Here is a 24,062-nt window from a genome sequence, read left to right as displayed (position 1 = left end):
GTTCTCACGCGGTCGTCGCGCCCAGCCTGCCGTCCCCCGCCCGTCGGCCGGCGTACGACCCCTCGGACGTGTGTCCCGCCCTAGCCTCGGACGGGTGACGCCCGATCGAGACACGGTGATGGACGCTCCGGGGGCCGACGAGGTTGCGAGCGACGTCGTGACCGAGGCCGCCGCGGTCGCCGTCGGCGACGTCCCCGCCCCGCGCCCGGAGGTCCTCGCCCGCGTGCTCGACGGCCTGCGCGACCTCCCCGCCGAGCGTCCCGGGCGGCGCGCCGCCGCCACCGGCGACGCGCCCGCGATGCCGCTGCCGCGCCGGCGTTCCTGAGCCCAGCCGGATCGCCCTCGCCCCGTGATCAGGGGCGACCGCGTGCACCTCCGCGGGCCGTCCGGGTGCCTGGCGTCGCCCGTGACCTCCGCCGGCCGCGCCACGGTCGGCGACGCCCGCCCCCCGCCCCGTGATCAGGGGCGACGGTGTGCACCTCTGCGCGACATCGAGGTGCGTCGCGTCGCCCGTGATCTCCGCCGGCCGCGCCACGGTCGGCGACGCCCGCCCTCGCCCCGTGATCAGGGGCGACGGCGTGCACCTCCGCGCGAGATCTGGGTGCGTGGCGACGCCCGTGATCTCCGGCAGCCGCCCGTTCGCGCGCGGTGAACGCCGCCCGGGCCGACAGCGCGGCGCGCGCGACCTACCGTGGAGCCGCGCGCACGTCCCGGCGTATCGCGCGAGCGAGGATGTGGCGATCCTGGCTTCACACGCCAGCGATGCCGCATCGCTCGAACGACGCCCACCAGGAGGCGAGCGATGACCGTCCCCGATCCCGGCCACCCCGACGCGCGGCCCGGCGGACGCCCGGCGAGCGGGCTCGACCCGATGCCCTCCTCGGTGCCGCCGCCACCGTTCGGTGACACGCGACCCGACCCCGGCGAGCCGCCGCGGCCGACGCCCGGCGACCCGTCCCCCGACGGCACGCTCACCCTCGTCGCCGCCGGCCGCGACGACCGCAGGAGGCACGTCGTCGACGTCACCACCGGCGAGCTCGGCGACCCGGCGGGTCTGCGCGCCCGCTGCGGCGCGGCGGTCGAGCAGGTGGTGCCCGGCCTCCGCGCGGAGCAGGCGGACTGCCCCGGGTGCCGCATGTCCGTCCACCGCTGAGAACTGTTTTTCGTTAGCTTGCGCAACGATCGGGGAACCCGGTCGGCATGCGCACCGAGAACGACCAGTGGGGCATCACCGAGAGCGTGGGCGTCACCGCCCTGGGCGTGGCCAGCGGGCGGGCGATGGAGACCCACCGCCCCGACGGGCTGGTGGACGACCCGTACGCGGAGGCGTTCGTCGAGGCCGCGGCCGACGAGGTCCGGCTGCCGGCCGGGCCGCAGGACGCGAAGGACCTCGGCGGCGAGGACGGCGGCGCGACCGAGGCCGACTGGCAGGAGCAGTCGGCGTACATCGGCGTGCGCTCGCGCTTCTTCGACGACGCCCTGACCGCCGCGGCCGACGCCGGCGTGCGCCAGGTCGTGCTGCTCGCCGCGGGCCTCGACACCCGCGCCCAGCGTCTCGACTGGCCCGCGGGCACCACCGTCTTCGAGGTCGACCAGCACGGCGTGCTCGACTTCAAGGACGACGTGCTGGCCCGGCAGCAGGCCGTCGAGGCCGGCGGCGGCGCCCGGCGCGTCGTGGTGCGGGTCGACCTGCGCCACGACTGGCCGGGCGCGCTGCGCGACGCCGGCTTCGATCCGCAGGCGCCGACCGCCTGGCTCGCCGAGGGCCTGCTGCCCTACCTGCCCGCGCAGGCCGAGATCGACCTCTTCGACCGCGTCACCGAGCTCTCGGCGCCGGGCAGCCACCTCGCCGTCGAGCACTTCGGCGACATCGTCGCGCACCTCGACCAGGAGGACTCCCGGCTCGCGTCGCTGTCGCGCCGCTTCGGGATCGACGTGCGCGAGCTGTTCTTCGCCGACGACCGCCCCGACGCCGCCGAGCGCCTCGATGATCTCGGCTGGAGCGTCACGGGGCGCACCGCGAGCGACCTCGCCGAGGACTACGGTCGCCCGCTCGACCCCGATCTCGCCCAGATCTACGGCGCCGCCCGGCTCCTGGAAGCCCGCACGTAGGTCAGCCCTCGTCGGGGCCGGCCCGGCGCACGCAGAGCAGGCGGTCGCCGCGCTCGAGGGCGTCGACCTCGGGCGCGTCGATCGCGTGCACGTGCCCGTCGCGCACGACGCCGAGGACGATGTCGCGCAGGTGGCGCGGCGACCCGCCGACCTCGGCCTCGGTGACCACGCGCTCGCCGATGCTCATGCCCGCCTCGGGCGAGATGAGGTCCTCGACGACCGAGACGACGGCCGGCGTCGTGGTCGCCATGCCGAGCAGGCGCCCCGCCGTCTCCGCGGACACGACGACCGAGTCGGCGCCGGACTGGCGCAGCAGGTGCACGTTCTCCGCCTCGCGCACGGCCGCCGTGATCGTGATCTTCGGGGCCATCTCGCGGGCGGTCAGCGTGACCATCACGGCCGTGTCGTCCCGGTTGGTGGCGACGACCAGCGCCGTCGCGTGCGGCAGGCCCGCGGTGCGCAGCACCGACGACTGGGTGGCGTCGCCGCGCACCGTGACCAGCCCGAGCGCCGACGCCGCGTCGAGGCGCCCGCGGTCGGTGTCGACGACGACGATGTGCTCGACGTCGTGGCCGTCCCCGCGCAGCGTGGTCACCGCGGCCTGGCCCTTCGTCCCGTAGCCCACGACCACCACGTGGTTGCGCACGCGCGACCTCCACCGTCGGATGCGGAACGCCTGGCGGGACCGTTCGGTGAGCAGCTCGACCGTGGTGCCGACCAGGACGATGAGGAACAGCAGGCGCAGCGGCGTGATGACGAGGATCGTCCAGAGCCGCGCCGACTCGGTCACCGGCACGACGTCGCCGTAGCCGGTGGTCGAGAGCGAGACCGTCGCGTAGTAGAACGCGTCGATCAGGCCGATGCCGTCGTCGTTGTTGTTGTCGATGTAGCCGTCGCGCTGGAAGTAGACGATCAGCGCGGCGGCGGTCAGCGCCCCGAGCGCGAGGAACAGGCGCCGCAGCAGCGCGACGACCGGCCCGACACGGCCCTCCGGCATGAAGACCGTGGCCCCGGCCGCCGGGCCCCCCGGGACGTCGCGCGACACCCGGCTCCGCAGGACCATGCCCGGGCCCTCCCCACCGACGTGACGACTCGGCGGGCCCGCTGCCGCGCCGGGGGGAGGTTACCCGCGCGGACGGTCAGGTCGCCGGGTACCGGTGGTAGCCGGGGAAGTTGCCGTAGAGGTTCTCCCCGGGCGGGCCCTCGGTGACGGCCTGCACGAGGTACTCGCCGCCGACGAACGCGCCCTTCCACGACTCGCCGCGCCCGCCGAACGCCTCGTCCTTGTCGCCGCGGGAGCGCAGCTTGTTGATCCCGACCTTGAACGCCTGCACCTGCTCGGCGAGCCGCTCGGCGTGGGCGGTGTCGTCGGAGGCGATGCTCGCGACGAGCGCGCCGTTGGAGGCGTTCATGTGCGCGAGGAGCTCGGCCTCCGTGTCGACGACGACGATCGAGTCGACGGGCCCGAACGGCTCCTCGTGCATCAGCCGCGACGCCCCCGGCGGGGCGAGCATCGACACCGGCGCGTGGTAGGCCGAGGTGTCCTGGCCGGGCAGGAAGGTGCCGTGGTCCTTGCTCCCGCGGTAGAGCGGCACCGCGCCGTGACGCAGGGCCTCGGCGACGCTGTCGTCGAGCTCCTGGGCCTTCGACGCCGAGATCAGCGGGCCGAAGTCGAGCGCCGGGAGGTCGTCGGTGCTCCCGGACGAGCCCTGCGGCACCGCCAGCGGGTGCCCGAAGCGCACCCCGTCGAGCACGGGCAGGTACGTCGCCAGGAACTGGTCGACGAGCTTGCGCTGCACGACGAAGCGCGGGTACGCGGTGCAGCGCTGCTTGGCGTACTCGAAGCCCTTCTTGAGGATCTCCGAGAACGACTCCCAGTCGGAGAACTCCCAGATGCCCCAGGTGTTGAGGCCCTCCTGCTCGAGCATGTGGCGCTTGCCGGTGTCGGCGAGCTGCGCGGCGACCTTGCCGCCGTTGGAGCGCCCGCCGACGAACGCGAGCGCGCCGATCTCGGGCGAGCGGATGAGGGCGTCGGAGAGCTCCGAGCCGTCGCCGGACACGAGCGTCACCGGCAGGCCCTCGCGCGCCATGAGGGCGTGCGCGACGGTCAGCGTCATCCAGCCGCCCTGGGTGGGGGTCTTGGCGACGACGCCGTTGCCGGCGAGCAACTGCACGAGCTCGGCGTGCACCTGCACGCTCATGGGGTAGTTCCAGCTCGCGATGTTCGAGACGGGGCCCTCGAGCGGCACCCGCTTGGCCGGCGCGCCCTCGACGTCGCGCGCGAGCATCCCCTCGATCTCGTCGACGTACCAGCGCACGCCGGAGATCGCGCGGTCGACGTCGGAGCACGCCGCCTTCCAGGGCTTGCCGATCTCCCAGGACAGGAGCAGCGCGAGGTCGTCGCGGGCCCCCTCGATGGCCTCGAGCGAGGCGGAGACCTTGCGGCGGCGCTCGTCGAGCTCGGTGCCCGCCCAGCCGCGGTGGGTCTGCGCGGCGCGCTGCACCGCGTCGGTGGCCGTCGCCGCGTCCAGCTTGAGCATCGTGCCCAGCGACGACCCGTCGTTGGGGCTGATCTGCTCGGAGGGCGTGCCGACCGCCCGCCACTCGCCGTCGATGAGGTTCGCGGGCCCGTCCTCGGTGAAGGCCTCGCCGACCAGGTCGCGCACACGACCGGTCACGGCGGACCAGGTGAGGCTCTCGGGTACGTGCAGGGTGGAGTCGTCGCTCATGGCCGTCCTCCCGTGGCGGTCTGGGCGTCGAGGTGACCCTAGGCACCGGGACCGCGCCCCGGGAACCACCGGACCGGAGAGGTCCGGTCGCGGATCCGGCCCGTCCGGTGGCGACACGCAGTGAGCACACCGACACGGCCCGTCGAACTCGACCGCACGCCGTGGCGCCCGTCGCCGAGCGGCACACCCGCACGGGTGAATAGTTGAAAGCTTGAGTCAGAGTGTGGGCACCCTCGCGTCACCACTCGTGACAGCAACCCGCCGCGGCGCTCCCGTCGTCACTCGACGGTGTCGTTCTCGCGGTGGGTGACCGGGACGGCGCGCGGTACCCCAGCGCCGGACGTGGAGGAGGAACCGATGGACCACGATCCCCCGTGCTGCGCACGTGTCGACCCGGCCGAGGCGTCGGCGACCGACCCCCTGACGGCGACCCCCGGTGGGTCGGCGCCGGTGTCGCCCGAGGACGTCGGGCTCGCCCTCGGGCACGCGGAGCAGATCGAGGACCTCGCGCGGATCGACTGGATCGAGGCGCAGACCGAGCTCGACCGGTGCGACGGCTACGTCGTGCTCGCCGTCGACCCGCAGACCGGCGAGGTCGACGCGCACGGCCCGTTCCCCGGCCTCGACGCCGTCGAGATCGCCGACGACATGCGCATCACGCTCGACCGCGAGGGCCTCGACGACGTCGTCGTCCGGGTCGTGCGCTGGCACCAGGACCGCACGGGCGACACCGCCGCCTGAGTCACCACCGCCTGACTCACCGGCCCAGCGTCACCAGGATCCCCGCCGCGATCCCCTCGGCGTAGCGCTGGCGCCCCGCCGGGTCGGCGACGACGCGCGCCTCCGCCGGGTTCGCCATGTTCGCGCACTCCACCAGCGCCGACGGCACCCGCGCGAGGCTGAGCCCCGCGAGGTCGGCGCGCCGGTCGATCCCGCCCTCCCCGCGGTAGGTCGAGGGCGTGAACCCCTGCTCCTCCAGCCCCGCCACGAGCGCCCGGCCCAGCGCCGCCGACGGCTCGCGCTGCGATGCGGCGAGCGGCGGGTCCGAGAGCGCGACGTGGAACCCGCGCCCGTCCCGCGCGGCGCCGTCGGCGTGGATCGAGACCGTGAGCGCGGCTCCGGCCTCGTTGGCGATCTCCGCACGCCGGTCCACGCACGGCCCGACACCCGTGTCGTCGGGACGCGTGGAGCGCACCTCGACCCCCCGCGCCGCGAGCAGCCGCGTCACCCGCGCCGTAACGTCCCACGTGAACGCGTGCTCGGCGTACCCGTCCGCGGTGGCCGTGCCGGTGGTGTTGCACGGCTTCGTCCCGCCGCGGCCGTCGGGGACCTCGCGCGCGATCTCGTCCGTGGCGTCGGCGTTGCCGCCGTTGTGCCCGGGGTCGAGGACGACGACGGGGGCCGGCGCGGCGGCGCGTGGCGCTTCCCGGGGTGCCTCCCGGGCCATCGGCACGGCAGTCGGGGCCGGGGCCGGCGGGGGCGGTGGCGACCCGCACCCGGCGAGCACGAGCAGCGTCCCGACGATCAACACCCGGTACAGCACGTGATCAGTGTGCGCTGCGCGCAGGTGAGCACTTCGGACGGCTATCGCCGTCCACACTGCTCACCTGGGCGGAGCCCACCTCCGCGGCGACGCCCCGCGGGCGACGAGCACCGGGTCGTAGCGCCCGGGCGTCGCCGACATCGCGACCTGGTCGGTGACGCCCTGGTAGGCGCCGAGCCCGGTGTCCGCGGTGAACGTCTCGGGGTCGAGGTAGCGGTGCTCCTCGGTGCTGTTCGCCGTCGCGTGCGCCCACTCCCGGTCGAAGAGCCCGAGCGAGAGGATCCACAGCGCGACGCGGGTCAGCGACACGTGCACGTGGTACGAGCCGCCCTCGACCGCCCGCCGCCGCAGCGCCGCCACGGCGCCGGCCTGCGCGAGCCACGGGACGATGTAGTCGTTGACGACGAGGATCGGGGGCAGGCGCGGCGTCTGCCCGCCGCCCTCGAGCAGCATCATCCCGCTGACCGACCCGGCGGTCTGGTCGAAGCCCGGCCGCCCGGCCCACGGGCCGTCGAGACCGTGCAGCGAGACCGTCACCGCCACGATCCCCGGCCGCTCGGCCGCGAGCTGCTCGGGCCGCAGCCCGATCTCGTCGAGGAACGGCAGGCGCCGGTTGTGGAAGAACACGTCGGCGCCGGCGAGCAGGCGGGAGAGCTCGGCGCGGTCGCGGCGCGGGTCGAGCCACGACGAGCGCATGCCGACGTTCGCGGACGCGTAGGTCGTCTCGTGCTCGGTCTCGCCGACGCGCCAGAGGTTGAGGACGTCCGCGCCGTGCAGCGCGAACGCGCGCCCGAACCCGGCACCGGCGATCACGTGCCCCATCCCGAGCGCTCGCAGCCCCGAGAACGGCGCCTCGCCGGCCGGGGGCAGCGGCTCGGGATCGCCGTCGCCGATCCTCGTGACCTCGACCAGGGGCAGGTCGGCGAGCACGTCGGTGTACTGCCGCTCGGCGAGCATCTCGGGCAGCGTGCGCACCACCGGCATGACGACACCCGCCGCCGACGCCGCCTCCTCGAGCTCGTCGGCCTTCCAGCGCCCGATCGCCTCGGTGACCGCGGGCTTCGTCAGCGGGACCCCGAGCAGCCCCTGCGCCCGTTCCCGCAGGTTGGGGTACATGTTCTGCGGCATCACGAAGCGGCCGTCGGCGCAGCGGAAGAAGCTGAACCCCATCGCGTTGCCCTGCTCCACGCTCGACGCGACGGGGTAGCCGCCGAGCCGCTCCCACGTGCGGTCGTAGAACGGGCACAGCCGGTGCGGGGCGGCGCGCAGGTCGACGTGGACGTCCTGGCCGGGCCCGCCGCGGTCGCGGTGCAGGGCGGCGGCGGCCACCGACTTCGCCAGCAGCCCGATGCTCGCCGCCGCCCCGATGCGCACGGGGCTGGGCACGACGGGGTCGCGGCCGGCGAGCGTCACCGCGCCGCCCGCGTCTCCCGACGACAGCCCGAGCGGGGCGAGCACGTCGTCGAGCTCGCGGAGCGGATCGAACGCGTCGTCGTCGGTGACCGGGTTGGCCCAGGCCTCCTCGAGGCGGCTGGTCAGAGCAGACACTCGGGGACCTCCACGAAGCGGGCACGCAGGAACTCGGCGACGGCCTTGCCGGCGATGTCGGGCCGCCCGTTCGACGAGGCGCCCTTGCCGAGCACGTCGTGGACGACGAAGTGCACCGCGCGCAGGCCGGGGAACTCGTGGCGCTCGACCACGACGTCGGCGGCGTCCGGGAAGAGCGCGCGCAGGCGTTCGGTCGACAGCGTCCCGCGCAGCCAGTCCCACGCCTCCTCCCGCGCCCAGAACCCGATGTTGGAGTTGCCGCCCTTGTCCCCGCACCGCCCGTGCGCGACGAGCCCGAGCGGGGCGCGGCGGGTCGCGCCGAGGTCCGGGACCGGCGGCGCCTCGTCCGAGTGGCGCTGACCGGCCGCGCCGACGCGGACCGGGGTGTCCTTCACCGGGGTGCGGGTCCCGTCGGCGCCGACGACGACGTGGTCGAGCACGTCGACGGGCACCAGCGCCGGCCAGTACTCGACCACCGGCGCGCAGACCTTCAGCGGGTTGACGTAGAGCCCGGGGTAGCCGGGCAGGAACAGGCCGGTCATCGGGGCGACGAACCGCCGCGCGTCGACCTGGCTCTTCGACCGTGCCTGCGCCGTCACGAGGATCTGCTGCGCGGCCGCCCACTGGTCGGGCGGGTCCTCGACGGGCGTGCCGATGCGGTCGACGCGCAGCAGGCTCAGGTCGAGCTCCGCGGTGATCCGCTCGACGTGCGTGCGCAGGAGCGCGACCTTGGCCTCGAGGTCGAGCCCGGTGGCGTAGAAGGCGACGCTGGACTCGTAGCCGCCGGGGGCGGTCATGGCGAGCTTGGTGGTGCTCGGCGGCGGGGAGCCGGTGACGCCGGTGATCTCGACGCGGTCCGGGGCGACCCGGGTGAGCGCGACGTCGTCGAGGTGCACGGTGACGTCGGGGTTGAGGTAGGTCGGGCCCTGGATCTCGTAGAGCAGCTGCGCGGTGACGGTGTCGGTGGTGACGGTGCCGCCCGCGACCTCGTGCTTGGTGATCACGGCGGTGCCGTCGGCGGCGATCTCGGCGATCGGGTAGCCGAGGTCGTCGACGCGCGGGACCGCGGTGAAGCCGGAGAAGTTGCCGCCGGTGGCCTGGGGCCCGCACTCGATGACGTGCGCGGCGGCGACCGCGCCGGCCAGCGCGCCCCAGTCCTCGGTGCCCCAGCGGTGCCACCAGGCCGCCGCCCCGACCGTCAGGGAGGCGTCGGTGACCCGCGGGCAGAGGACGACGTCGGCGCCGTCCGCGAGCGCCGCGGCGATGCCCCACCCGCCGAGGTAGGCGTTGGCGGTGGTCGGTTCCAGTCCGGAGTCGGCGAGCGGGACGCCGGTGTCGAGGTGCTCGAGCGCGCCGAGGGTGTCCAGGCGCGCGGACAGGTCGTCGCCCTCGACGTGCGCGACGACCAGGTCGAGGCCGGCGTCGGCGATCACGCGGCGGACCTCGTCGGCCAGGCCCGCGGGGTTGAGCCCGCCCGCGTCCACGACGAGGCGGGCGCCGCGCTCGGCGAGCAGCCCGACGGCGTCGGTGAACTGGGCGAGGAAGCTCTGCGCGTAGCCCAGCGACGGGTCCTTCGCGCGCTCCAGGGCGAGCTGGCGCAGGGTCGGCTCGGCCAGGTAGTCGCCGGTCACGACGTCGACCGGTCCGGCGAGCGCGTCCCGGAGCCCGGAGAAGCGGTCCCACAGCCAGCCGGCGCAGTTGGCGATGCGGACGGGGCGTGCGGACACTCGACCTCCCGGGAGCGGGGCGACACGTGACGGTCAGCGCTGACCGTTACGGGAGTCTGCCTCCGTGCCGGACGATCGGCAGAGTGGCCTGGATCACATATCTCTGAGAGCAACCTGAGCATTCGTCACCCGTACGGCTCAGTGCAGCCCACGACCACCGCTCTACCGTTCGAGGGCGCCGGCGACTGGTCGGAGCAGATGATCGACCCCGACTCCGGTCGGGGCAGGGGGGACTCGCATGAAGACGCTCGCGCTCACCCTCGGCGGCCTCGCCGCCGCGTGGATGGCCGCGCCGACGGTGGCCATGGTCGCCCACGGCACCGTCGACGACCGCGCCCGCGCCGCGTGGCGCACCGCGCCCGTGCCGCGGCGCCTCGCCGTCGTGCCCGCGCAGCGCCGCGCCCCCGTCTCGGAGCGCATCCCGGCCTGACGGTGCCCCACCTGCGGTCCGGTACAACCACGGCATGCGCACCCTCGAGGTCACCAAGCTCCGGGACCTGACCGGGCCCGGGCAGACCGACGACTTCGGCATCGGCGGGACCGACCTCGGCGCGGCGGCACTCGCCCCGGACGGCCGGCTCGTCGCGGTCTTCGGCGACACGTTCGAGAGCAAGGAGGCGGGCGGCCGGGGGTGGCGCTCGCCGGTGGTCCTCTTCGGCGACCCGGCGTCGGTGCGGGGCAACGACGGTGTCCGGTGGACCGGCTCCGCGGGCGGCTCGCACCCCTACGCCGAGCAGGTCGTCTCCTACCGCCACAACGCGCGCATCGGCGGGCGCCTCGGCGGGCTGATCGGCGGCACGCGGATCACCACCCAGCTCCCCACCGACCTGATCACCATCGGCGACCAGATGTACCTGCACGTCATGGCCTGCGAGGGCCTCGGGAACGTGCACTGGACCGAGATCCACCGCTCCCGCGACAACGGCGAGACGTGGGAGTCGACGGGCCTGAGCTGGCCGGGCGGGCACCTCGGCGGGCTCTTCCAGATGCTCACCTGGGAGCTCGGCCCCGACGGCTACGTCTACGCGCTGACCACGGGCTTCCAGCGCGACAAGCCCCTGCTGCTGCACCGCGTGCCCGCCGACCGGCTGCTCGACGCCGCGGCGTGGGAGGGCTGGGGCTTCGCCGACGGTGCGTGGGGCTGGGGCAACGCCCCGACGCCCGTGCTGCCCGGGGCGTTCGGCGAGCTCTCGCTGCGCCGCGTCGGCGACGCGTGGTGGCTCGCGGCCTTCGACGCCGGCAACTACCGCGTCGACCTCATCCCGATGCCGCAGGGCCCGACCACCGACCTCACCACCGCCGAGCGCCTCACGGTGATCGCCGGCTGCGGGTGGGACGACGAGGACCACGGCTGCGGTCGCGTCGCGCAGTGCTACGGCGGCTACATCCTGCCCGGCTCGACGCCTGACGAGATGCACCTCGTCGTGAGCCAGTGGCACACGAACGACAACTGGCCCTACCGCGCGATGCACTTCCGGATGCGGATCGGGGTCTAGACCTCGCGCGCGAACACCACGGTGTTGTCGCGGTACGAGCCCGCGCCGCGGTCGAAGCTGCCGCCGCAGGTGATCAGGCGCAGCTCGGGGCCCGCGGTGGGGCCGTAGACGCGGTCGGTCGGGAAGGCGTCCTTGGGGTAGACGGCGACCTCGGTGACCTCGAACGTCACCGTGGCCCCGTCGGCGCGCACGACCTCGGCGCGGTCGCCGGGGCGCAGGCGCCCGAGCTCGTAGAACACCGACGGCCCGGCCTCCGCGGAGTCGACGTGGCCGATGATCACCGACGGGCCCTGGAGCCCCGGGGTCACCGAGTAGCGGAACCAGGCGGCGTGGTCGTAGCCGGGCGACCCCTCGGCGGGCACCTCCATGGTGCGATCGGGGTTGAGGCCGACCTGGTCGACCGGCGAGTCCACCCGGATCGCGGGCACCCGCAGCGTCGCCGGCGGGGACGACGTCCCGAGCGGCTCGGCGGCCTCGACCTCCCGGCCAGGCGGCGCCGCGACCAGCGACGACGGGGGCGGCGGGCCGGCGGACACCGGGGCAGGCGGCGGCCCGGACTGGTGCGTGACCGCCCACCCGAGCAGCACGACTCCGAGCACCGCGAGCACCACGGCCCCGGCGACCAGCGACCGGCGGACGGGATCGCGGCGCGCCGGCGGCGGCTCCTCGGGTGGTGGAGCGAGGGCGTCGCTCGCTGCCTCCGAGGCAGGCGGGGAGTCCCTCGCTCCCCCGTCGTCCGCCGCGCCCACGCCCGCTCCGTTCCCGATCACCGGTCCCCGCCATCTGTACAGCACCCGCACAGACGACGACCCCGCACACCGGACGGGTGTGCGGGGTCGCCGGGAGTCGATCAGCTGTCGGTGCGGCGACGGCGCGCGGCCGTGGCGCCCAGCGCGCCGGCACCCGCCAGCGCGAGCGCGCCGGCGCCGATGAGGCCCGCGTGCTCGACTCCCGACGTCGAGCCGCCGCCGGTCTCCACGCCGCCCGACGGGGTCTGGCTCGCGCCGCCGCCGGAACCGCTGCCCGAGCCCGAGCCGCTGCCGGAGCCGTCGGCACCCGAGCCACCCGCACCGGAACCGTCGGCGCCGGTGCCCCCGGCGCCCGGCTGCCCCTCGGCACCCGCCGCGCCGCCGGCGCCCGGCTGACCCTCGGCGCCGGCACCCGGCGCCCCCGGAGCACCCGGAGCACCCGGCGCACCCGGCGCCCCCGGCGCCCCCGGAGCGCCCTGACCCGCGGCGGCGCTCGGCGCCCCGGCGCCCTGCGGCGGCGCCGGCGCCTGCCCCTGCGAGCAGCCCGCGAGGACACCGAGACCGAGCGCGCCGACCAGCGCCGGCGTCGCGAGCAGACGTGCCTTGTTCCTGGAGATCACGGTCTTTCCCCTCCGAATCGTCGCGGTCGCGCGGCCCCCGTGGCGCGCGACGCGGTCGCCGGAACCCTTCCCTGCTCACGGAACGCGCACACACAGATGCCGGACGAGATTGCGACGAACGGCCGCGCACAACCTGCCGAACGGCCGTCGTGATCGACAGCCGTGATCACTACATTCCTGCCGGTGCTCGGCATCGTGCGGCCCTGCCGCCACCACCTCTCCCCCGCGCTGCACCGGCGATGGATGGCGCATCTCTGCGGGACGTGCCTGACCCTGCGCGACGGGCACGGGCAGCTCGCCCGCACGGCGACCAACGTCGACGCACTGCTGGTCTCGGTGCTCACCGCGGCCCAGAGCCCGGCCGGGGACGACGCCGCCGACCGACGCGCCGGCCCCTGCCCGGCGCGCGGGATGCGCACGGCGACCGTGGTCTCGGGCGAGGGCGCCCAGCTCGCAGCGCACGCCGCGCTGCTCCTGGCCGCCGGGCACCTCACCGACCACGTCGACGACGGCCAGGGCGTCCTGCGCCACCGACCCGCGGCGGCGCTGACGCGGCGGGTCGCCGAGCGATGGAGCACGCGCGCCCGCGCCACCGCGCCCCGCGGCTTCGACCCGTCGGCGCTGCTCGCGGTCCCGGCGCGCCAGCACGCCGTCGAGCACGCGGCGGGCGCGGTCACCCTCTCCGACGCCACGGCCCCGACCGCCGACGCCGTGTCCGCCGCCTTCGCGCACACCGCCGTGCTCGCCGGCCGCCCGGGCAACGCGGCGCCGCTCGCGACCGCCGGCGCGGCCTTCGGGCGGCTGGCGCACCTGCTCGACGCGCTCGACGACCTCGACGACGACCGGCGTGCCGGGCGCTGGAACCCGGTCGACGCCACCGGGGCGGGCGTCGCGGCGACCCGGGACCTCGCCCGCCGCCAGGTCGAGATCCTCGGCGCGTCGCTGGCCGTCGTCGAGCTGCCGTCGGAGCACGCGCTCGACGCCCGGCTCGCCCACCGTCTCCTGGTCCACGAGACGGAGCGCGCGGTCGACCGCACGTGCGTCCGTCTGGAGCAGCCGTCCACCGACCAGCCGCCGCATCCTGGCGACGGCGGGCCGACCCGGGACCCCCGCGGGTTCTTCGCCGGGTGTGCCGCGGCGGCCGGGCTGTGCTGCACCGGGCAGCTCTGCTGCACCGACCCGATCGTCGGCCCGTGGAGCGGGCAGCCGCGGCCCAACCCCTGCGCGAGCTGCTGTGACTGCACGTCGTGCGGCTGCGACTGCTGCGACGCCTGCTCGGGCGACGGCTGCTGTTGCGATGGGTGCTGCTGCGGCGACTGACCGCATCGGCCCCGACGAACGGGGGAACTCGCGCGCCGAAACGGCGACCCGCCGTTGCCGACCCGCTCCCGCGGCGTTGGACCCGTCCGGGTGATGCTGGGCGGCGCCGACGTCGGGACCCGGCGAGACCGAGCAGTGAACGGAGGCACGAGGAGCGCATGTCGCAGGCGACGCTGGTGGCCGGGCGGTACCAGCTCGGCCCGAGCCTGGGCCGTGGCGGCATGGCCGACGTGCACGCCGGGCTCGACGTGCGCCTGGGTCGTGAGGTCGCGGTCAAGGTGCTGCGCTCCGACCTCGCCCGCGACCCCTCGTTCCGGCTGCGCTTCGAGCGCGAGGCCCAGAACGTCGCCGGGCTCAACCACCCCGGGATCGTCGCGGTCTACGACACCGGCGAGGTGGCGGCCGAGGGCGTCGGGCTGCCGTTCATCGTCATGGAGTACGTCAGCGGGTCGACGCTGCGCGACCTGCTGCGCGTCCACGGGCCGATGCCGCCGGAGCGCGCCTGCGCGGTGATGGCCGACGTCTGCGCCGCGCTCGGCTACAGCCACGACAGCGGCGTCGTGCACCGCGACGTGAAGCCCGCCAACATCATGATCACGCCGGGCGACGTCGTGAAGGTGATGGACTTCGGCATCGCCCGGGCGCTCACCGAGACCGGCCCGGCGCTGACCGGCGACATGGTCATCGGCACCGCCCAGTACCTGTCGCCCGAGCAGGGGCTCGGCCAGGAGGTCGACGCCCGCGCCGACGTCTACGCCGCGGGCTGCGTGCTCTTCGAGCTGCTCACCGGCGAGCCCCCGTTCACCGCCGACAGCCCGGTGGCGATCGTCTACCAGCACGTGCGGGAGGACCCGCCGCTGCTCGCGACGCTCACGCCGCCCGGGGTCGTGGTGTCCTCCGAGCTCGAGGCCGTCGTGCGCCGCGCGATGGCCAAGAACCCCGACAACCGCTACCCCACCGCCGCCGACATGCGCGCCGACCTGCTGCGCGTGCTCGCCGGCGAGCGTCCCGACGCCCCCGCGGTTCTCGGGGAGCCCGACCGGGACGACACCGGCCGGGGCTGGGACACCGGCCGGTGGACGGATCCGGGACGCCGCCGGCGCCGGGACGACGTCGGCGACACCGTCGAGACGCTCGTGACCCCGGAGATCGCGCGGTCCGGGAGCCGGCGGGCCGGGGACGCCGGGCGCACCGGCGCGCACGCCGCGGCGGCGCCGGCGCGGCCGCGACGCAAGCTCGCGCTGATCGGCGTGGTGCTCGCCGTGCTGCTCGGCGGCGGGTGGTGGCTGCTCGGCCCGTCGGACAGCGAGGTGCCCCGCCTCGTGGGGCTGAGCCGCGACGAGGCCGTGCGCGCGCTCGCCGACGCCGGCCTCGCCCCGATCCTCGTGCCCACCCCGTCCCCGCCCGACCAGGTCGACCGCGTCGTGGGGTCGAGCCCGGACGTCGGGCAGCGCGTCGACGAGGAGTCGGCGGTGACCCTGCGGATCGGGCGCGGCCCGGGGCTCGTGCAGGTCCCGCTGCTCGTCGGCCGCAGCCCGGAGGCCGCTCGGGTCGCCGCGGAGGGCGCGGGCCTCGTGCTCACCCCCGTGCCGCGCCTGCGCGAGACCAGCGACCCGACCGAGGTCGGCCAGGTGATCGGCCAGGACCCGGTGCCCGGCTCGCTGCGTCCCCCGGGCGACGCGATCGAGCTCGTCGTCGGCCAGCGGCGCGCGACGCTGCAGGTGCCCGACGTCGTCGGCCGCTCGCGGGCGTCCGCCGAGGCCACGCTCGAGGGCGTCGGGCTGGAGGTCTCGGTCCGCGAGGTCGACAGCGGCGGCGCGCCCGGCACCGTCGTCACCGTGCAGCCCGGTGTCGGCACTGCGGTCCCGCGCGGCACCACCGTCACCGTGACCGCCGTCCGCGAGGGCTCGTCACCGTCCTCGGGGGCGCCGTCGAGCGGCTCGGGTGACGGCGGCTCCGGCTCGGGCGGGGCCACCGAGGGTGGCGGCGACGGGTCGGCGGGCACGTCCGGGACCGGCGACGGCAGCGACACCGGGGACACCGGCGACGGCTCGGGCGACGACGGGTTCTTCGACGGCCTCTTCTGATCATCTCCGCGGGAGGTGACGCGTCCCTTCGGTTGACGTGGCCCGGATCTGTAGTCCACCGGTCGGCCGATCAAGAGCGGCCGCGTGGCGCTCGATGCAGAGGGTGACCGCACGACGGCCCGTCGCACCGAGGGACGTGATCCACGATGTTCCGCCGCTCGACCACCACCCGCTCCGTCCGCCCCGCCGCGCTCGCCCTGGCGACCCCCGCCGGCGAGGGCCCCGACGCCGACGCCGAGGGCACGCCGTCGGTTGTCGGCCCGCGCCACACCCGCCGCGCCCGCCAGCGCAAGGCCGACGACGCCGCGGCCCTGCGCGCCCGCCTGGACCGGGTGCACCGCCGCCTCGCGGAGGTCGGATCGGTGCAGGTCACGGGCCACGTGCACGCCATCGACAACGACACCGCCCGCCGCGACCCGCTGACGCGTCCGTTCGCGGCGCCGTTCGGCACGCCGCTGCCCGGTGCGGCCGACGAGCAGGCCCCGGCGCGTCGTTCGGTCACGGCCCCGCTGCCCCGTCCGGCGTGAGCGGAGCCACCCGGTCGGCCGCCGCCGGTCACCAGGAGTGATAGATCGGCGCGATTATCGCGAACCCTCTGGATGAGTCCCCCCTCGCGAACACAGACTGTCACCACTTCGGGCGCACGCTCCGGGGGAGGTGACGTCGCCGGGCCGCGGGGCCCGGCCGCGAGGGAGGAACCCGGTGCATCCCGTGGAGCCCGTGCCCCGGCCGGTCGCCGGCCGACGTGCGGCGCGCGGCCGGCCGCTCACGGCCCCGCAGCTCGAGCTCACCCACGGTGATCGCCACGTCGTGGTGCCGCCCGGGCAGCCGGTCACGATCGGCCGCGACGAGGCCGCCGGGTTCCAGGTCGTCCACCCGCTGGTCTCGCGGGTGCACGCCGAGCTGCGGCCGCTGCCGACGGGCTGGGAGCTGCTCGACCGCAGCCAGAACGGGGTGTTCGTCGCCGGCGAGCGCCTCCAGCAGCTGCGCCTCTCCCCCGGCGCGACGCCCCGGCTGACGCTCACGCTCGGGGTCGGCGGCCCCGAGGTGACGCTGTCGCTGCGCGCGGTGAGCGCCGACCCGGGCGCGCCGCCGGTGCCGATGCTCGCCCCGCTCGTCCCGCCGGCGGCCCGTCCGGCCCGTCCGCCCCGCGCGGCCCGTCCGCCCGCCCCGGAGCCCGAGCCCGCCCCCGACGGACCGAGCCGCCAGGGACGCCTCTCGGCGGTCCACCGCCTGCCGTCCCCGCCGACGCCAGCCGCCCCCACCCCGGCGGCAGGCCGCATCCGCATCGGCCGCGAGACCGACAACGACGTCGTCGTCCACGACCTGCTCGTCTCGCGCCACCACGCCGAGCTGGTCGCCGACGGCGCGGGCGGCTGGGAGCTCGTCGACCTCGGCAGCCCGAACGGCACCTACGTCGACGGGCGGCGCATCCGCCGCGCGCCGCTGCGCCCCGGGATGCTCGTCGGGATCGGGCACGCGCTGTTCCATCTCGACGGTGACAGGCTCGTCGAGCGCGAGGACGCCGGCGCGATCGCGTTCCGCGCCCAGGACCTCGTGGTGCGCACCGCGAAGGGCCGGACCCTGCTCGACCGGGTCGGCTTCGCCCTCGAGGAGAACAGCCTGCTCGCGGTCGTCGGGCCCTCGGGCGCCGGGAAGTCGACGCTGCTGCGGGCGCTGACCGGCTTCCGCCCCGCCGACGAGGGCACGGTCACCTACGCCGACCGCGACCTGTACGCCGACTACGACGAGCTGCGCCAGCGCATCGGGCTCGTGCCGCAGGACGACATCCTGCACCCGCAGCTGACCGTCCGGCGCGCCCTCGCGTACGCCGCGCGCCTGCGGTTCCCGTCGGACACCACCGAGACCGAGCGCGACCGGCGCATCGAGGAGGTCATCGGCGAGCTCGGCCTCGTCGGCCAGGCCGACCAGCGCATCGACTCGCTGTCGGGCGGCCAGCGCAAGCGCACCTCGGTCGCGCTCGAGCTCCTCACCCGCCCCTCGCTGCTCTTCCTCGACGAACCCACCAGCGGGCTCGACCCCGGCCTCGACAAGTCAGTCATGCACACCCTGCGCGGACTCGCCGACGACGGGCGCACGGTCGTCGTGGTCACCCACAACGTCGCCAACCTCGACGTCTGCGACCGGCTGCTCCTGCTCGCCCCCGGCGGCACCGTCGCCTACTTCGGGCCCCCGCAGGAAGCCCTCACCTACTTCGGCGTCACCGACTTCGCCGACCTCTTCCTCCTGCTCGAGCGGTCGTCCGGGGCGGAGTGGGCGGAGCGGTTCCGGAACTCCGCGCAGGGCGAGCGCTACATCGGCACCCCGCCGCCGTCGCGTCCCGTCGACCGCGCCGCCACGCCGGTCGCGACCACGCCGCCGCCGCGCCAGCAGTCGGCGATCGCCCAGTTCGCCGTGCTGTGCCGGCGCTACCTCGCGGTGATCGCCGCCGACCGCCAGTACACGATCTTCATGGTCGCGCTCCCGCTGCTGCTGGCGGCGCTGTCGCACGCGCTGCCGGTGGACACCGGGCTCTCGCTCGCCGAGCAGATGCGCGGGGTGCCCGGCGCGCCGCAGAGCCTGCTCATGGTGTTCGTGGTGGGCGCGGCGCTGATGGGGTCGGCCGCCTCGATCCGCGAGCTGGTCAAGGAACGCGAGATCTACCGCCGGGAACGGGCGATCGGCCTGGCCCGGAACGCCTACCTGCTCTCCAAGGTCGTCGTCCTCGGGCTGGTCACCGGCCTGCAGGGCATCGTGCTCGGCGTCCTCGGCCAGATCGGTCGGCCGGGCCCCGACGAGGCGGTCGTGCTCGGCAACGCGCAGCTGGAGATCCTCGTCGCGATCGCCGGCATCACGATCGCCAGCATGGCCGTGGGCCTCGCGGTGTCGGCGTGGATCGACAACGCCGACCGCGGGATGCCGCTGCTCGTGCTGCTCGCGATGCTGCAGTTCATCCTCTCCAGCGCCCTGCTGCAGATCCAGGACAGCCCCGTCCTCGCCCAGCTGTCGTGGTTCGTGCCGGCGCGGTGGGGCTTCGCGATGGGCGCCTCGACGATCGGCGTGCGCAGCGGGCCGGGGGTGCCGCCGCCCTACACCGAGGCCGAGCCGCTGTGGGACCACACCGCCGGGACGTGGCTGTTCGACCTCGGCGCCCTCGCCGGCGTCACCGTGCTGTTCGTCGTCGTCACCGCACTGCTCCTGCGGCGCCTCGACCCGCGAGCCGGGAGGACACGATGACCCTCACCTCGACCGACCGCCGCCGCGGCGCCCACGCCCTCCCGGACACCGGCGAGCACGCGGTGTTCTCGCCCGGCCCGGCGACGGGGCGCTACGTCCCGGTCCCGGACGCGCAGCCCGGCGAGCAGCCCGCCGTCGACCAGTCCTTCGTCCCCACCCCGGTGCCCACGCAGCGGCCGGCGCCGCAGGACCGGGTCGACCGCCCGCGCCCGGCGCCCCGTCCCCGTCCCGCGGGGACCGGCCCGCACCCGGTGGCGCCCGCTGTCGCACCCTCCGGCGCCCCCGCGCGGCCGTGGAGCCTGACCCTCTGGGCCGCCGGCGGTCTGGCCGTCGGGCTGCTCGGCGTGCTGGTGATGCTCCTCGTCGTCGGCTGGCCCACCGCTCCCGACCCCGCCGCCCCCGGCCCGTCGGCGTCCGCGGTCGCCGCGGACGGGCCCACGGCCACCGTGCCGACGGGCACGCTCGCGGCGGCGTTCCCCGACGTCACCGCGCTCGGCGACCGCTGCGCGCCCTACCGCGTGGGTGCCGCCGAGTACGTCACGTCGACCGGCGCACGCCCCGTCGCGGTCGTGCTGTGCGACTACGGAGCGGCGGTGCCCGGCGGATTCGTCTACTACACGGAGTGGTCGACGGCCGCCGACGCCCAGCAGTGGCACGACGACCAGCGCAGCTGGGGTCCGAACCTCGACGGCATGACGGTCTGGGGCCACGGCGTCGACCAGCGCCAGGGCCCGCTGCACCGGCGCACTGCGCCCGACGGCACCGTCTACGCCACCGCCGCCTACTCCGGTCGGCCGTACACGTTCGACATCGTCACCCGTTCGCTGGATGACTCGAACCGGATGTTCCCCGCCGTGCACCTGCTGGACAGCAGCCGGCTCCCGGCCGGTCGGTGACCGTCCGGGGCCTCAGAGTTGTCACATGGAGTAAGGGAACTCTACGAAATGTGTGAGGGCTCTGGCCTGCCCTGAGGCCATCGCGCATACTCTCGGTGACTTTCACCCGGGGCGACGTTCACCCCCGCAGAGCCACGATCCAGGAGAGCGCCGCATGAGCACCGAGGCCCCGGGCCAGACGCCGCCGTCGTCGGGCGAGCCGGCGGAGACGTTCGGTCCGTACCGCCTCGAGGAGCGCATCGGCCGCGGCGGGATGGGCGAGGTGTTCCGCGCGTTCGACACGTCGCGCCAGCGCACCGTCGCCGTCAAGCGCCTCCACGGTGGGCTCGCCGACGACGGCGACTACCAGGAGCGCTTCCGCCGCGAGTCCCGCACCGCCGCGCGCCTGTCGTCGCCGCACGTCATCCCGATCCACGACTTCGGCACCATCGACGGGCGCCTCTACATCGACATGCGCCTGGTCTCCGGTGTCGACCTCGCCGAGGAGATCGAGCGCGGCGGCCGCCTCGAGCCCCGCCGCGCCGTCGAGATCGTCCGCCAGACCGCCGACGCGCTCGACGCCGCCCACGACGACGGCCTGATCCACCGCGACGTCAAGCCCTCGAACGTCCTGCTCACCCAGCACCGCGGGCGCGACTTCGTGTACCTCGTCGACTTCGGCATCGTCCGCGCGATGGGCGGCGACACCAAGAGCTCGCTCACCGGCACCGGCTCCGCGATCGGCACGCTCGCCTACATGGCCCCCGAGCTGTTCGTGGGCCGCGAGATGGACCGCCGCGTCGACGTCTACGCGCTGGGCTGCCTGCTGTTCGAGGCGATCGCCGGCCGCCCGCCGTTCGTCTCCGAGGGCCCGGGCCTCATGTACGACCACCTCAACGAGACCCCGCCGCGCCTCTCCGAGGTCGCCCCGGGGTCGCCGCCCGCGCTCGACGCGGTGCTCGCGCAGGCGATGGCCAAGGACCCGGCGCAGCGCTTCGCCACCGCCGGCGACTTCGCGGACGCGGCCGTGCGCGCGGTCGGCGGCGAGCCCGGCGTCTCGGGCACCGCCCCCGTCGGCTCCCCCGACGACGCCACCGCCCGGAACGTCGCCGCGGGCGCCGGTGCGTTCGGGGCCGGCGCGGTCGCGGGCGCCGCGGCCGCCGGTGCGGGTTCGTCCGGTCCGCAGAGCGCCACCCCGACCCAGGTCCCCGGCCCGCGCCAGGCGTCGGGCCCGCAGCAGTCGCAGCCCTGGACACCGCAGGCGCCGCAGGGGCCGTCGCCGTTCGGCGCGCCGCAGGGCTCCGGCCCGCAGCCCGCGCCGGCCGCGTGGGGACCGACCCAGCCCGGCGGCACCCAGGGCTACGGCCAGCCCGGCTACCCCGGCACCGCGCCGCAGGGCTACGGCCCTACCGGCCCGGGCTACGGCACCGGCCAGTACCCGCCGCCTCCCGGCAGCGGCCCGCAGGGCTGGTACGGCCAGCCGCCGCCCCCGAAGGGCGGCAAGGGCAAGGTCGTCGCGATCATCGCCGGCGTCGCCGTCCTGCTCCTGGTCGTCGTGGTCGGCGCGGTTGTCCTGCTCAACCAGAACACGTCCACGCCCGCCGCCCCGCCGGTCACCACCCCGACGCAGACGCCGGACAACACCGGTGGCGGCGGCACCCCGGGGGGCAACGGCACCAGCGCCCCGGCCGGCCAGGCGACCATGGCGCAGGTCTTCCCCGACGTCACGGCGTCCACCTGCCGGCCGACCACCTCGCAGGACCGGCTCACCACCAGCACCGGCGTGAACCCGACCGAGGCCTACGTCTGCGACTTCTCCAGCGCCGCCCCCGGCGCTCGGGTGATCTTCGCCCGCTGGCCCGACGCCGCCGGGGCGCAGGCCTGGTACCAGGACACGGCCAACCTCGGCCCGCGCATCGAGAACTTCGACGTGTGGCGGGCGGGCGGCGTCGAGCAGGGCCCGCTCTACACCGCGGAGCGCGACGGCACCGTCTACTCCACGGGCATCTACTCGGGCCTGAACTACAGCTGGGAGATCCGCACCAGCACGCTCGACCAGTCGAACGCCGTGTTCCAGCGCGTGCAGTTCCGCGCCAAGTCCACCTTCGGCGGCTGACCCGGCCCCTGCGGACCGGATCGGACGACCGTGACCGACGACGGTGAGCTGCTCTCGGGCGGCCACTACCGCCTCGGGGCCGCGCTCACCGCGGCCGTGCGCGCGGCGCACGACGAGTGGGACGACCGCGACGTGGTGGCCGTGGCCCTCGACGGCGAGGGGACGGGTGCCCTGACCCGCGTCGCACGCGACGTCCGGCGCGGCGACGGGCACCCGCACCCCGGTCTCGCGCCGGCCCGCGACGTCGCGGCCGGGCGGGACCGGGCGCTGTGGCTCGTCCACGACGTCCCCGCCGGCGCCCGGGGGCTCGGCGCCGTCGGTGCCGTGCCGGCGCGCCGACTGCGCGAGATCGCGCGGGTCCTGGCCGAGGCGCTCGCCGCGGCGCACGCGGCGCGCCTGGTGCACGGGCGGATCGGCGCGGACGTCGTGCTCGTCGGGGAGTCCGCGGGGGTGTGGCTGCTCGGCGCGCCCTCGGGCCGGCGCCCGGACGACCGTCCCGCCGCCGAGGACGACGACGTCCGCGCGCTCGCCGCGACCCTCGCCGCGGTCCCGGTCGACGGGGACGCCGGCGACGTCGGGAGGCTCCTCGCCCGCGTGGCGCACGAGCACGGCGGGACGCCCGGGGAGCTCGGCGCCGCGTTCGTGCGCGACCTGCGCGCGCTCGACGACGAGCCCGCCGGCCCCCGCCTCACCGAGGTCATCACGACCCCGGTGGCCGCCGACGCGTGGTCGCCGAGCCGGGCCACGACGGTCCCGGTGACCGAGCCGCCCGGGGACGCCGTCCGGCCGACCGCGCCCGTGGGTCTGCTCCCGGCACCGCCGCGCCCGTCCGCACCGCGCCGATCCGGTGGGGCACGCGCCGGGTCGCGGCCGCCCGGTGCCCCCACACCGCCGCTCCCTCCACCCCCACGCCCGGTCGGCCCGCCCCCGAGCACCGGCGGCCCCGGCTCCCCGCGCCGCCGGTCGGTCGTCGTCGCCGGGGTCGTCGCGGCGGTGGTCGTGCTCGTCGCGGCGGTCGCGGGCGTGGCGCTGCTCCGCGACCCGGGGCCGGCGGCCGGGCCCGGCGACCGCGTCGTGCCCGCGGTGATCGGCGACCCGGGCACCGTCGAGCCGTGCTCCCTCGTCGACCCGGCCGCGCTGGCCCCCGCCGGCTCCGCGCGCGTGGTCCCCGACCTCGGCAGCCCGGCGTCGTGCACGGTCGACGTCCGCGCGCCGGGCGGCGACGTCGCCGTGGTGGCCACGCTCGAGCCCGTCGCGACCACGGTGACCGCCGGCCCGGAGGACCGGGTCGGCGGCCTGCTCGTCCGGCGCCCGCCCCCGCAGCCCGGGCTGTGCACGCGCACGGTGGTGACCACCGAGGGCGTCCAGGTCGCGGTCGACGCCCTGGTGGCCCCGGGCTCGCGCGCCGACGCGTGCGCGACCGCCGACGCCGCCACCGACACGACGGTGCGCGCCCTCCAGCGCAGCACGCCGCTGCCCCGTCGCCCGGTCGCCGACCCGCCGAACGCCCTCACGACGGTCGACACCTGCGCCGTGCTCTCCCCCGCCGACCTCGGTGCCGTGCCCGGGCTCGACGCGACCCGTGTCGCCCCCGGCGTCGGCGGCTGGTCGTGCCGCTGGGGCACCGGATCCGCCGTGGTCGACGTCGGGGTCGAGCGCCGGCGGGCGTTCGCGCCGACGACGGAGATCGCCGGGCGCGCGGCCGCGGTCACGCCGCGCGCGAGCTCGTGCGACGCCGCGGTCGCCCAGCGCTCGTCGACCGTCCCCGGCGGCGGTGAGCGGGTCGAGCTGCTCGAGGTCTCGGTCCTCGGCGCCCGACCGGTCGACGCGCTCTGCGCGGACGCCGTCGCCCTCGCCGCCGTCGCCGTCCCCCGTCTGCCACCGCCGTGACGATGTCGATCGG

At 76.1% G+C, this 24,062-nt stretch carries 20 protein-coding genes; 13 read left to right on the top strand and 7 right to left on the bottom strand.

What is annotated here, in order from left to right:
* Nucleotides 1–94 precede the first annotated feature (94 nt).
* From EV188_RS15535 to EV188_RS15525, 3 genes are all read left to right on the top strand, one after another.
* Nucleotides 95–325, top strand: coding sequence for a hypothetical protein (locus EV188_RS15535; protein ID WP_133827209.1), 231 nt, complete (start codon nucleotides 95–97; stop codon nucleotides 323–325).
* A 477-nt stretch (nucleotides 326–802) separates the two neighbouring features.
* Nucleotides 803–1,153 carry a hypothetical protein gene (locus EV188_RS15530; protein ID WP_133827208.1) on the top strand — a complete coding sequence of 117 codons (351 nt, stop codon included), beginning with the start codon at nucleotides 803–805 and terminating at the stop codon, nucleotides 1,151–1,153.
* A gap of 47 nt (nucleotides 1,154–1,200) precedes the next feature.
* Complete coding sequence (locus EV188_RS15525) at nucleotides 1,201–2,112, top strand: SAM-dependent methyltransferase (RefSeq protein ID WP_133827207.1); 912 nt, start codon at nucleotides 1,201–1,203, stop codon at nucleotides 2,110–2,112.
* Between the two features lies 1 nt (nucleotide 2,113).
* Here the strand turns inward: EV188_RS15525 and EV188_RS15520 are convergent, their stop codons facing one another.
* Nucleotides 2,114–3,175, bottom strand: coding sequence for a potassium channel family protein (locus tag EV188_RS15520; protein ID WP_133827206.1), 1,062 nt, complete (start codon nucleotides 3,173–3,175; stop codon nucleotides 2,114–2,116).
* A gap of 76 nt (nucleotides 3,176–3,251) precedes the next feature.
* Nucleotides 3,252–4,841 (bottom strand): aldehyde dehydrogenase family protein, encoded by a 1,590-nt coding sequence (locus EV188_RS15515; protein ID WP_133827205.1) that lies wholly within the window; start codon nucleotides 4,839–4,841, stop codon nucleotides 3,252–3,254.
* A gap of 357 nt (nucleotides 4,842–5,198) precedes the next feature.
* Between EV188_RS15515 and EV188_RS32605 the strand changes: the two genes are divergently transcribed.
* Nucleotides 5,199–5,582, top strand: a complete 384-nt coding sequence (locus tag EV188_RS32605; RefSeq protein ID WP_243741735.1) for a hypothetical protein — start codon at nucleotides 5,199–5,201, stop codon at nucleotides 5,580–5,582.
* 16 nt (nucleotides 5,583–5,598) lie between these two features.
* Here EV188_RS32605 and EV188_RS15505 read toward each other — a convergent pair whose 3' ends face one another.
* From EV188_RS15505 to EV188_RS15495, 3 genes are read right to left on the bottom strand one after another with little or no spacing between them, the layout of a single operon-like run.
* Nucleotides 5,599–6,384: an N-acetylmuramoyl-L-alanine amidase gene (locus EV188_RS15505; RefSeq protein WP_243741734.1), complete on the bottom strand. Its 786-nt coding sequence runs from the start codon at nucleotides 6,382–6,384 to the stop codon at nucleotides 5,599–5,601.
* Between the two features lie 60 nt (nucleotides 6,385–6,444).
* Nucleotides 6,445–7,932 (bottom strand): CoA transferase, encoded by a 1,488-nt coding sequence (locus tag EV188_RS15500; protein WP_133827204.1) that lies wholly within the window; start codon nucleotides 7,930–7,932, stop codon nucleotides 6,445–6,447.
* On the bottom strand, nucleotides 7,920–9,659 hold the full coding sequence (locus EV188_RS15495) for an acyclic terpene utilization AtuA family protein (protein ID WP_133827203.1): 1,740 nt from the start codon (nucleotides 9,657–9,659) through the stop codon (nucleotides 7,920–7,922). Before EV188_RS15495 ends, EV188_RS15500 begins: the two co-directional genes overlap by 13 nt.
* 238 nt (nucleotides 9,660–9,897) lie before the next feature.
* Here EV188_RS15495 and EV188_RS31620 point away from each other — a divergent pair, with 238 nt between their 5' ends.
* Together EV188_RS31620 and EV188_RS15485 are read left to right on the top strand one after the other, a co-directional pair.
* A complete protein-coding gene (locus tag EV188_RS31620) occupies nucleotides 9,898–10,089 on the top strand; it encodes a hypothetical protein (RefSeq protein WP_166659913.1) in 192 nt (63 codons plus the stop codon).
* Between the two features lie 34 nt (nucleotides 10,090–10,123).
* Nucleotides 10,124–11,155, top strand: coding sequence for a DUF4185 domain-containing protein (locus EV188_RS15485; protein ID WP_133827201.1), 1,032 nt, complete (start codon nucleotides 10,124–10,126; stop codon nucleotides 11,153–11,155).
* On the opposite strand, the gene EV188_RS15480 is transcribed toward EV188_RS15485, so the two are convergent.
* Together EV188_RS15480 and EV188_RS31615 are read right to left on the bottom strand one after the other, a co-directional pair.
* Nucleotides 11,152–11,904: a class F sortase gene (locus EV188_RS15480; protein WP_243741733.1), complete on the bottom strand. Its 753-nt coding sequence runs from the start codon at nucleotides 11,902–11,904 to the stop codon at nucleotides 11,152–11,154. The genes EV188_RS15485 and EV188_RS15480 overlap by 4 nt on opposite strands.
* 101 nt (nucleotides 11,905–12,005) lie before the next feature.
* Complete coding sequence (locus EV188_RS31615; protein WP_166659912.1) at nucleotides 12,006–12,524, bottom strand: hypothetical protein; 519 nt, start codon at nucleotides 12,522–12,524, stop codon at nucleotides 12,006–12,008.
* 162 nt (nucleotides 12,525–12,686) lie between these two features.
* Between EV188_RS31615 and EV188_RS15475 the strand changes: the two genes are divergently transcribed.
* The 7 genes from EV188_RS15475 (at nucleotide 12,687) to EV188_RS15445 (ending at nucleotide 24,049) form a co-directional block, all read left to right on the top strand.
* Entirely contained in the window at nucleotides 12,687–13,844 is a 1,158-nt protein-coding gene (locus tag EV188_RS15475; protein WP_243741732.1) for a DUF5685 family protein, read from the top strand.
* A gap of 158 nt (nucleotides 13,845–14,002) precedes the next feature.
* A complete protein-coding gene (pknB, locus tag EV188_RS15470) occupies nucleotides 14,003–15,931 on the top strand; it encodes a Stk1 family PASTA domain-containing Ser/Thr kinase (protein WP_133827200.1) in 1,929 nt (642 codons plus the stop codon).
* 146 nt (nucleotides 15,932–16,077) lie between these two features.
* Nucleotides 16,078–16,458, top strand: coding sequence for a hypothetical protein (locus EV188_RS15465; protein WP_133827199.1), 381 nt, complete (start codon nucleotides 16,078–16,080; stop codon nucleotides 16,456–16,458).
* A 175-nt stretch (nucleotides 16,459–16,633) separates the two neighbouring features.
* Nucleotides 16,634–19,168, top strand: coding sequence for an ATP-binding cassette domain-containing protein (locus tag EV188_RS15460; protein WP_243741731.1), 2,535 nt, complete (start codon nucleotides 16,634–16,636; stop codon nucleotides 19,166–19,168).
* Entirely contained in the window at nucleotides 19,165–20,064 is a 900-nt protein-coding gene (locus EV188_RS15455; protein WP_133827198.1) for a hypothetical protein, read from the top strand. Before EV188_RS15460 ends, EV188_RS15455 begins: the two co-directional genes overlap by 4 nt.
* Before the next feature lie 154 nt (nucleotides 20,065–20,218).
* On the top strand, nucleotides 20,219–22,159 hold the full coding sequence (locus EV188_RS15450) for a serine/threonine-protein kinase (RefSeq protein ID WP_133827197.1): 1,941 nt from the start codon (nucleotides 20,219–20,221) through the stop codon (nucleotides 22,157–22,159).
* Nucleotides 22,160–22,189: 30 nt separating this feature from the next.
* Complete coding sequence (locus EV188_RS15445; protein ID WP_133827196.1) at nucleotides 22,190–24,049, top strand: hypothetical protein; 1,860 nt, start codon at nucleotides 22,190–22,192, stop codon at nucleotides 24,047–24,049.
* The last annotated feature ends 13 nt before the right edge of the window (nucleotides 24,050–24,062 follow it).

The organism is Actinomycetospora succinea (genome assembly GCF_004363095.1).
In the GTDB taxonomy this organism is placed as follows: Bacteria; Actinomycetota; Actinomycetes; order Mycobacteriales; family Pseudonocardiaceae; genus Actinomycetospora; species Actinomycetospora succinea.
Note: the sequence above shows the minus strand (reverse complement) of the source record. Positions and strands in the feature narration are given on the sequence as shown.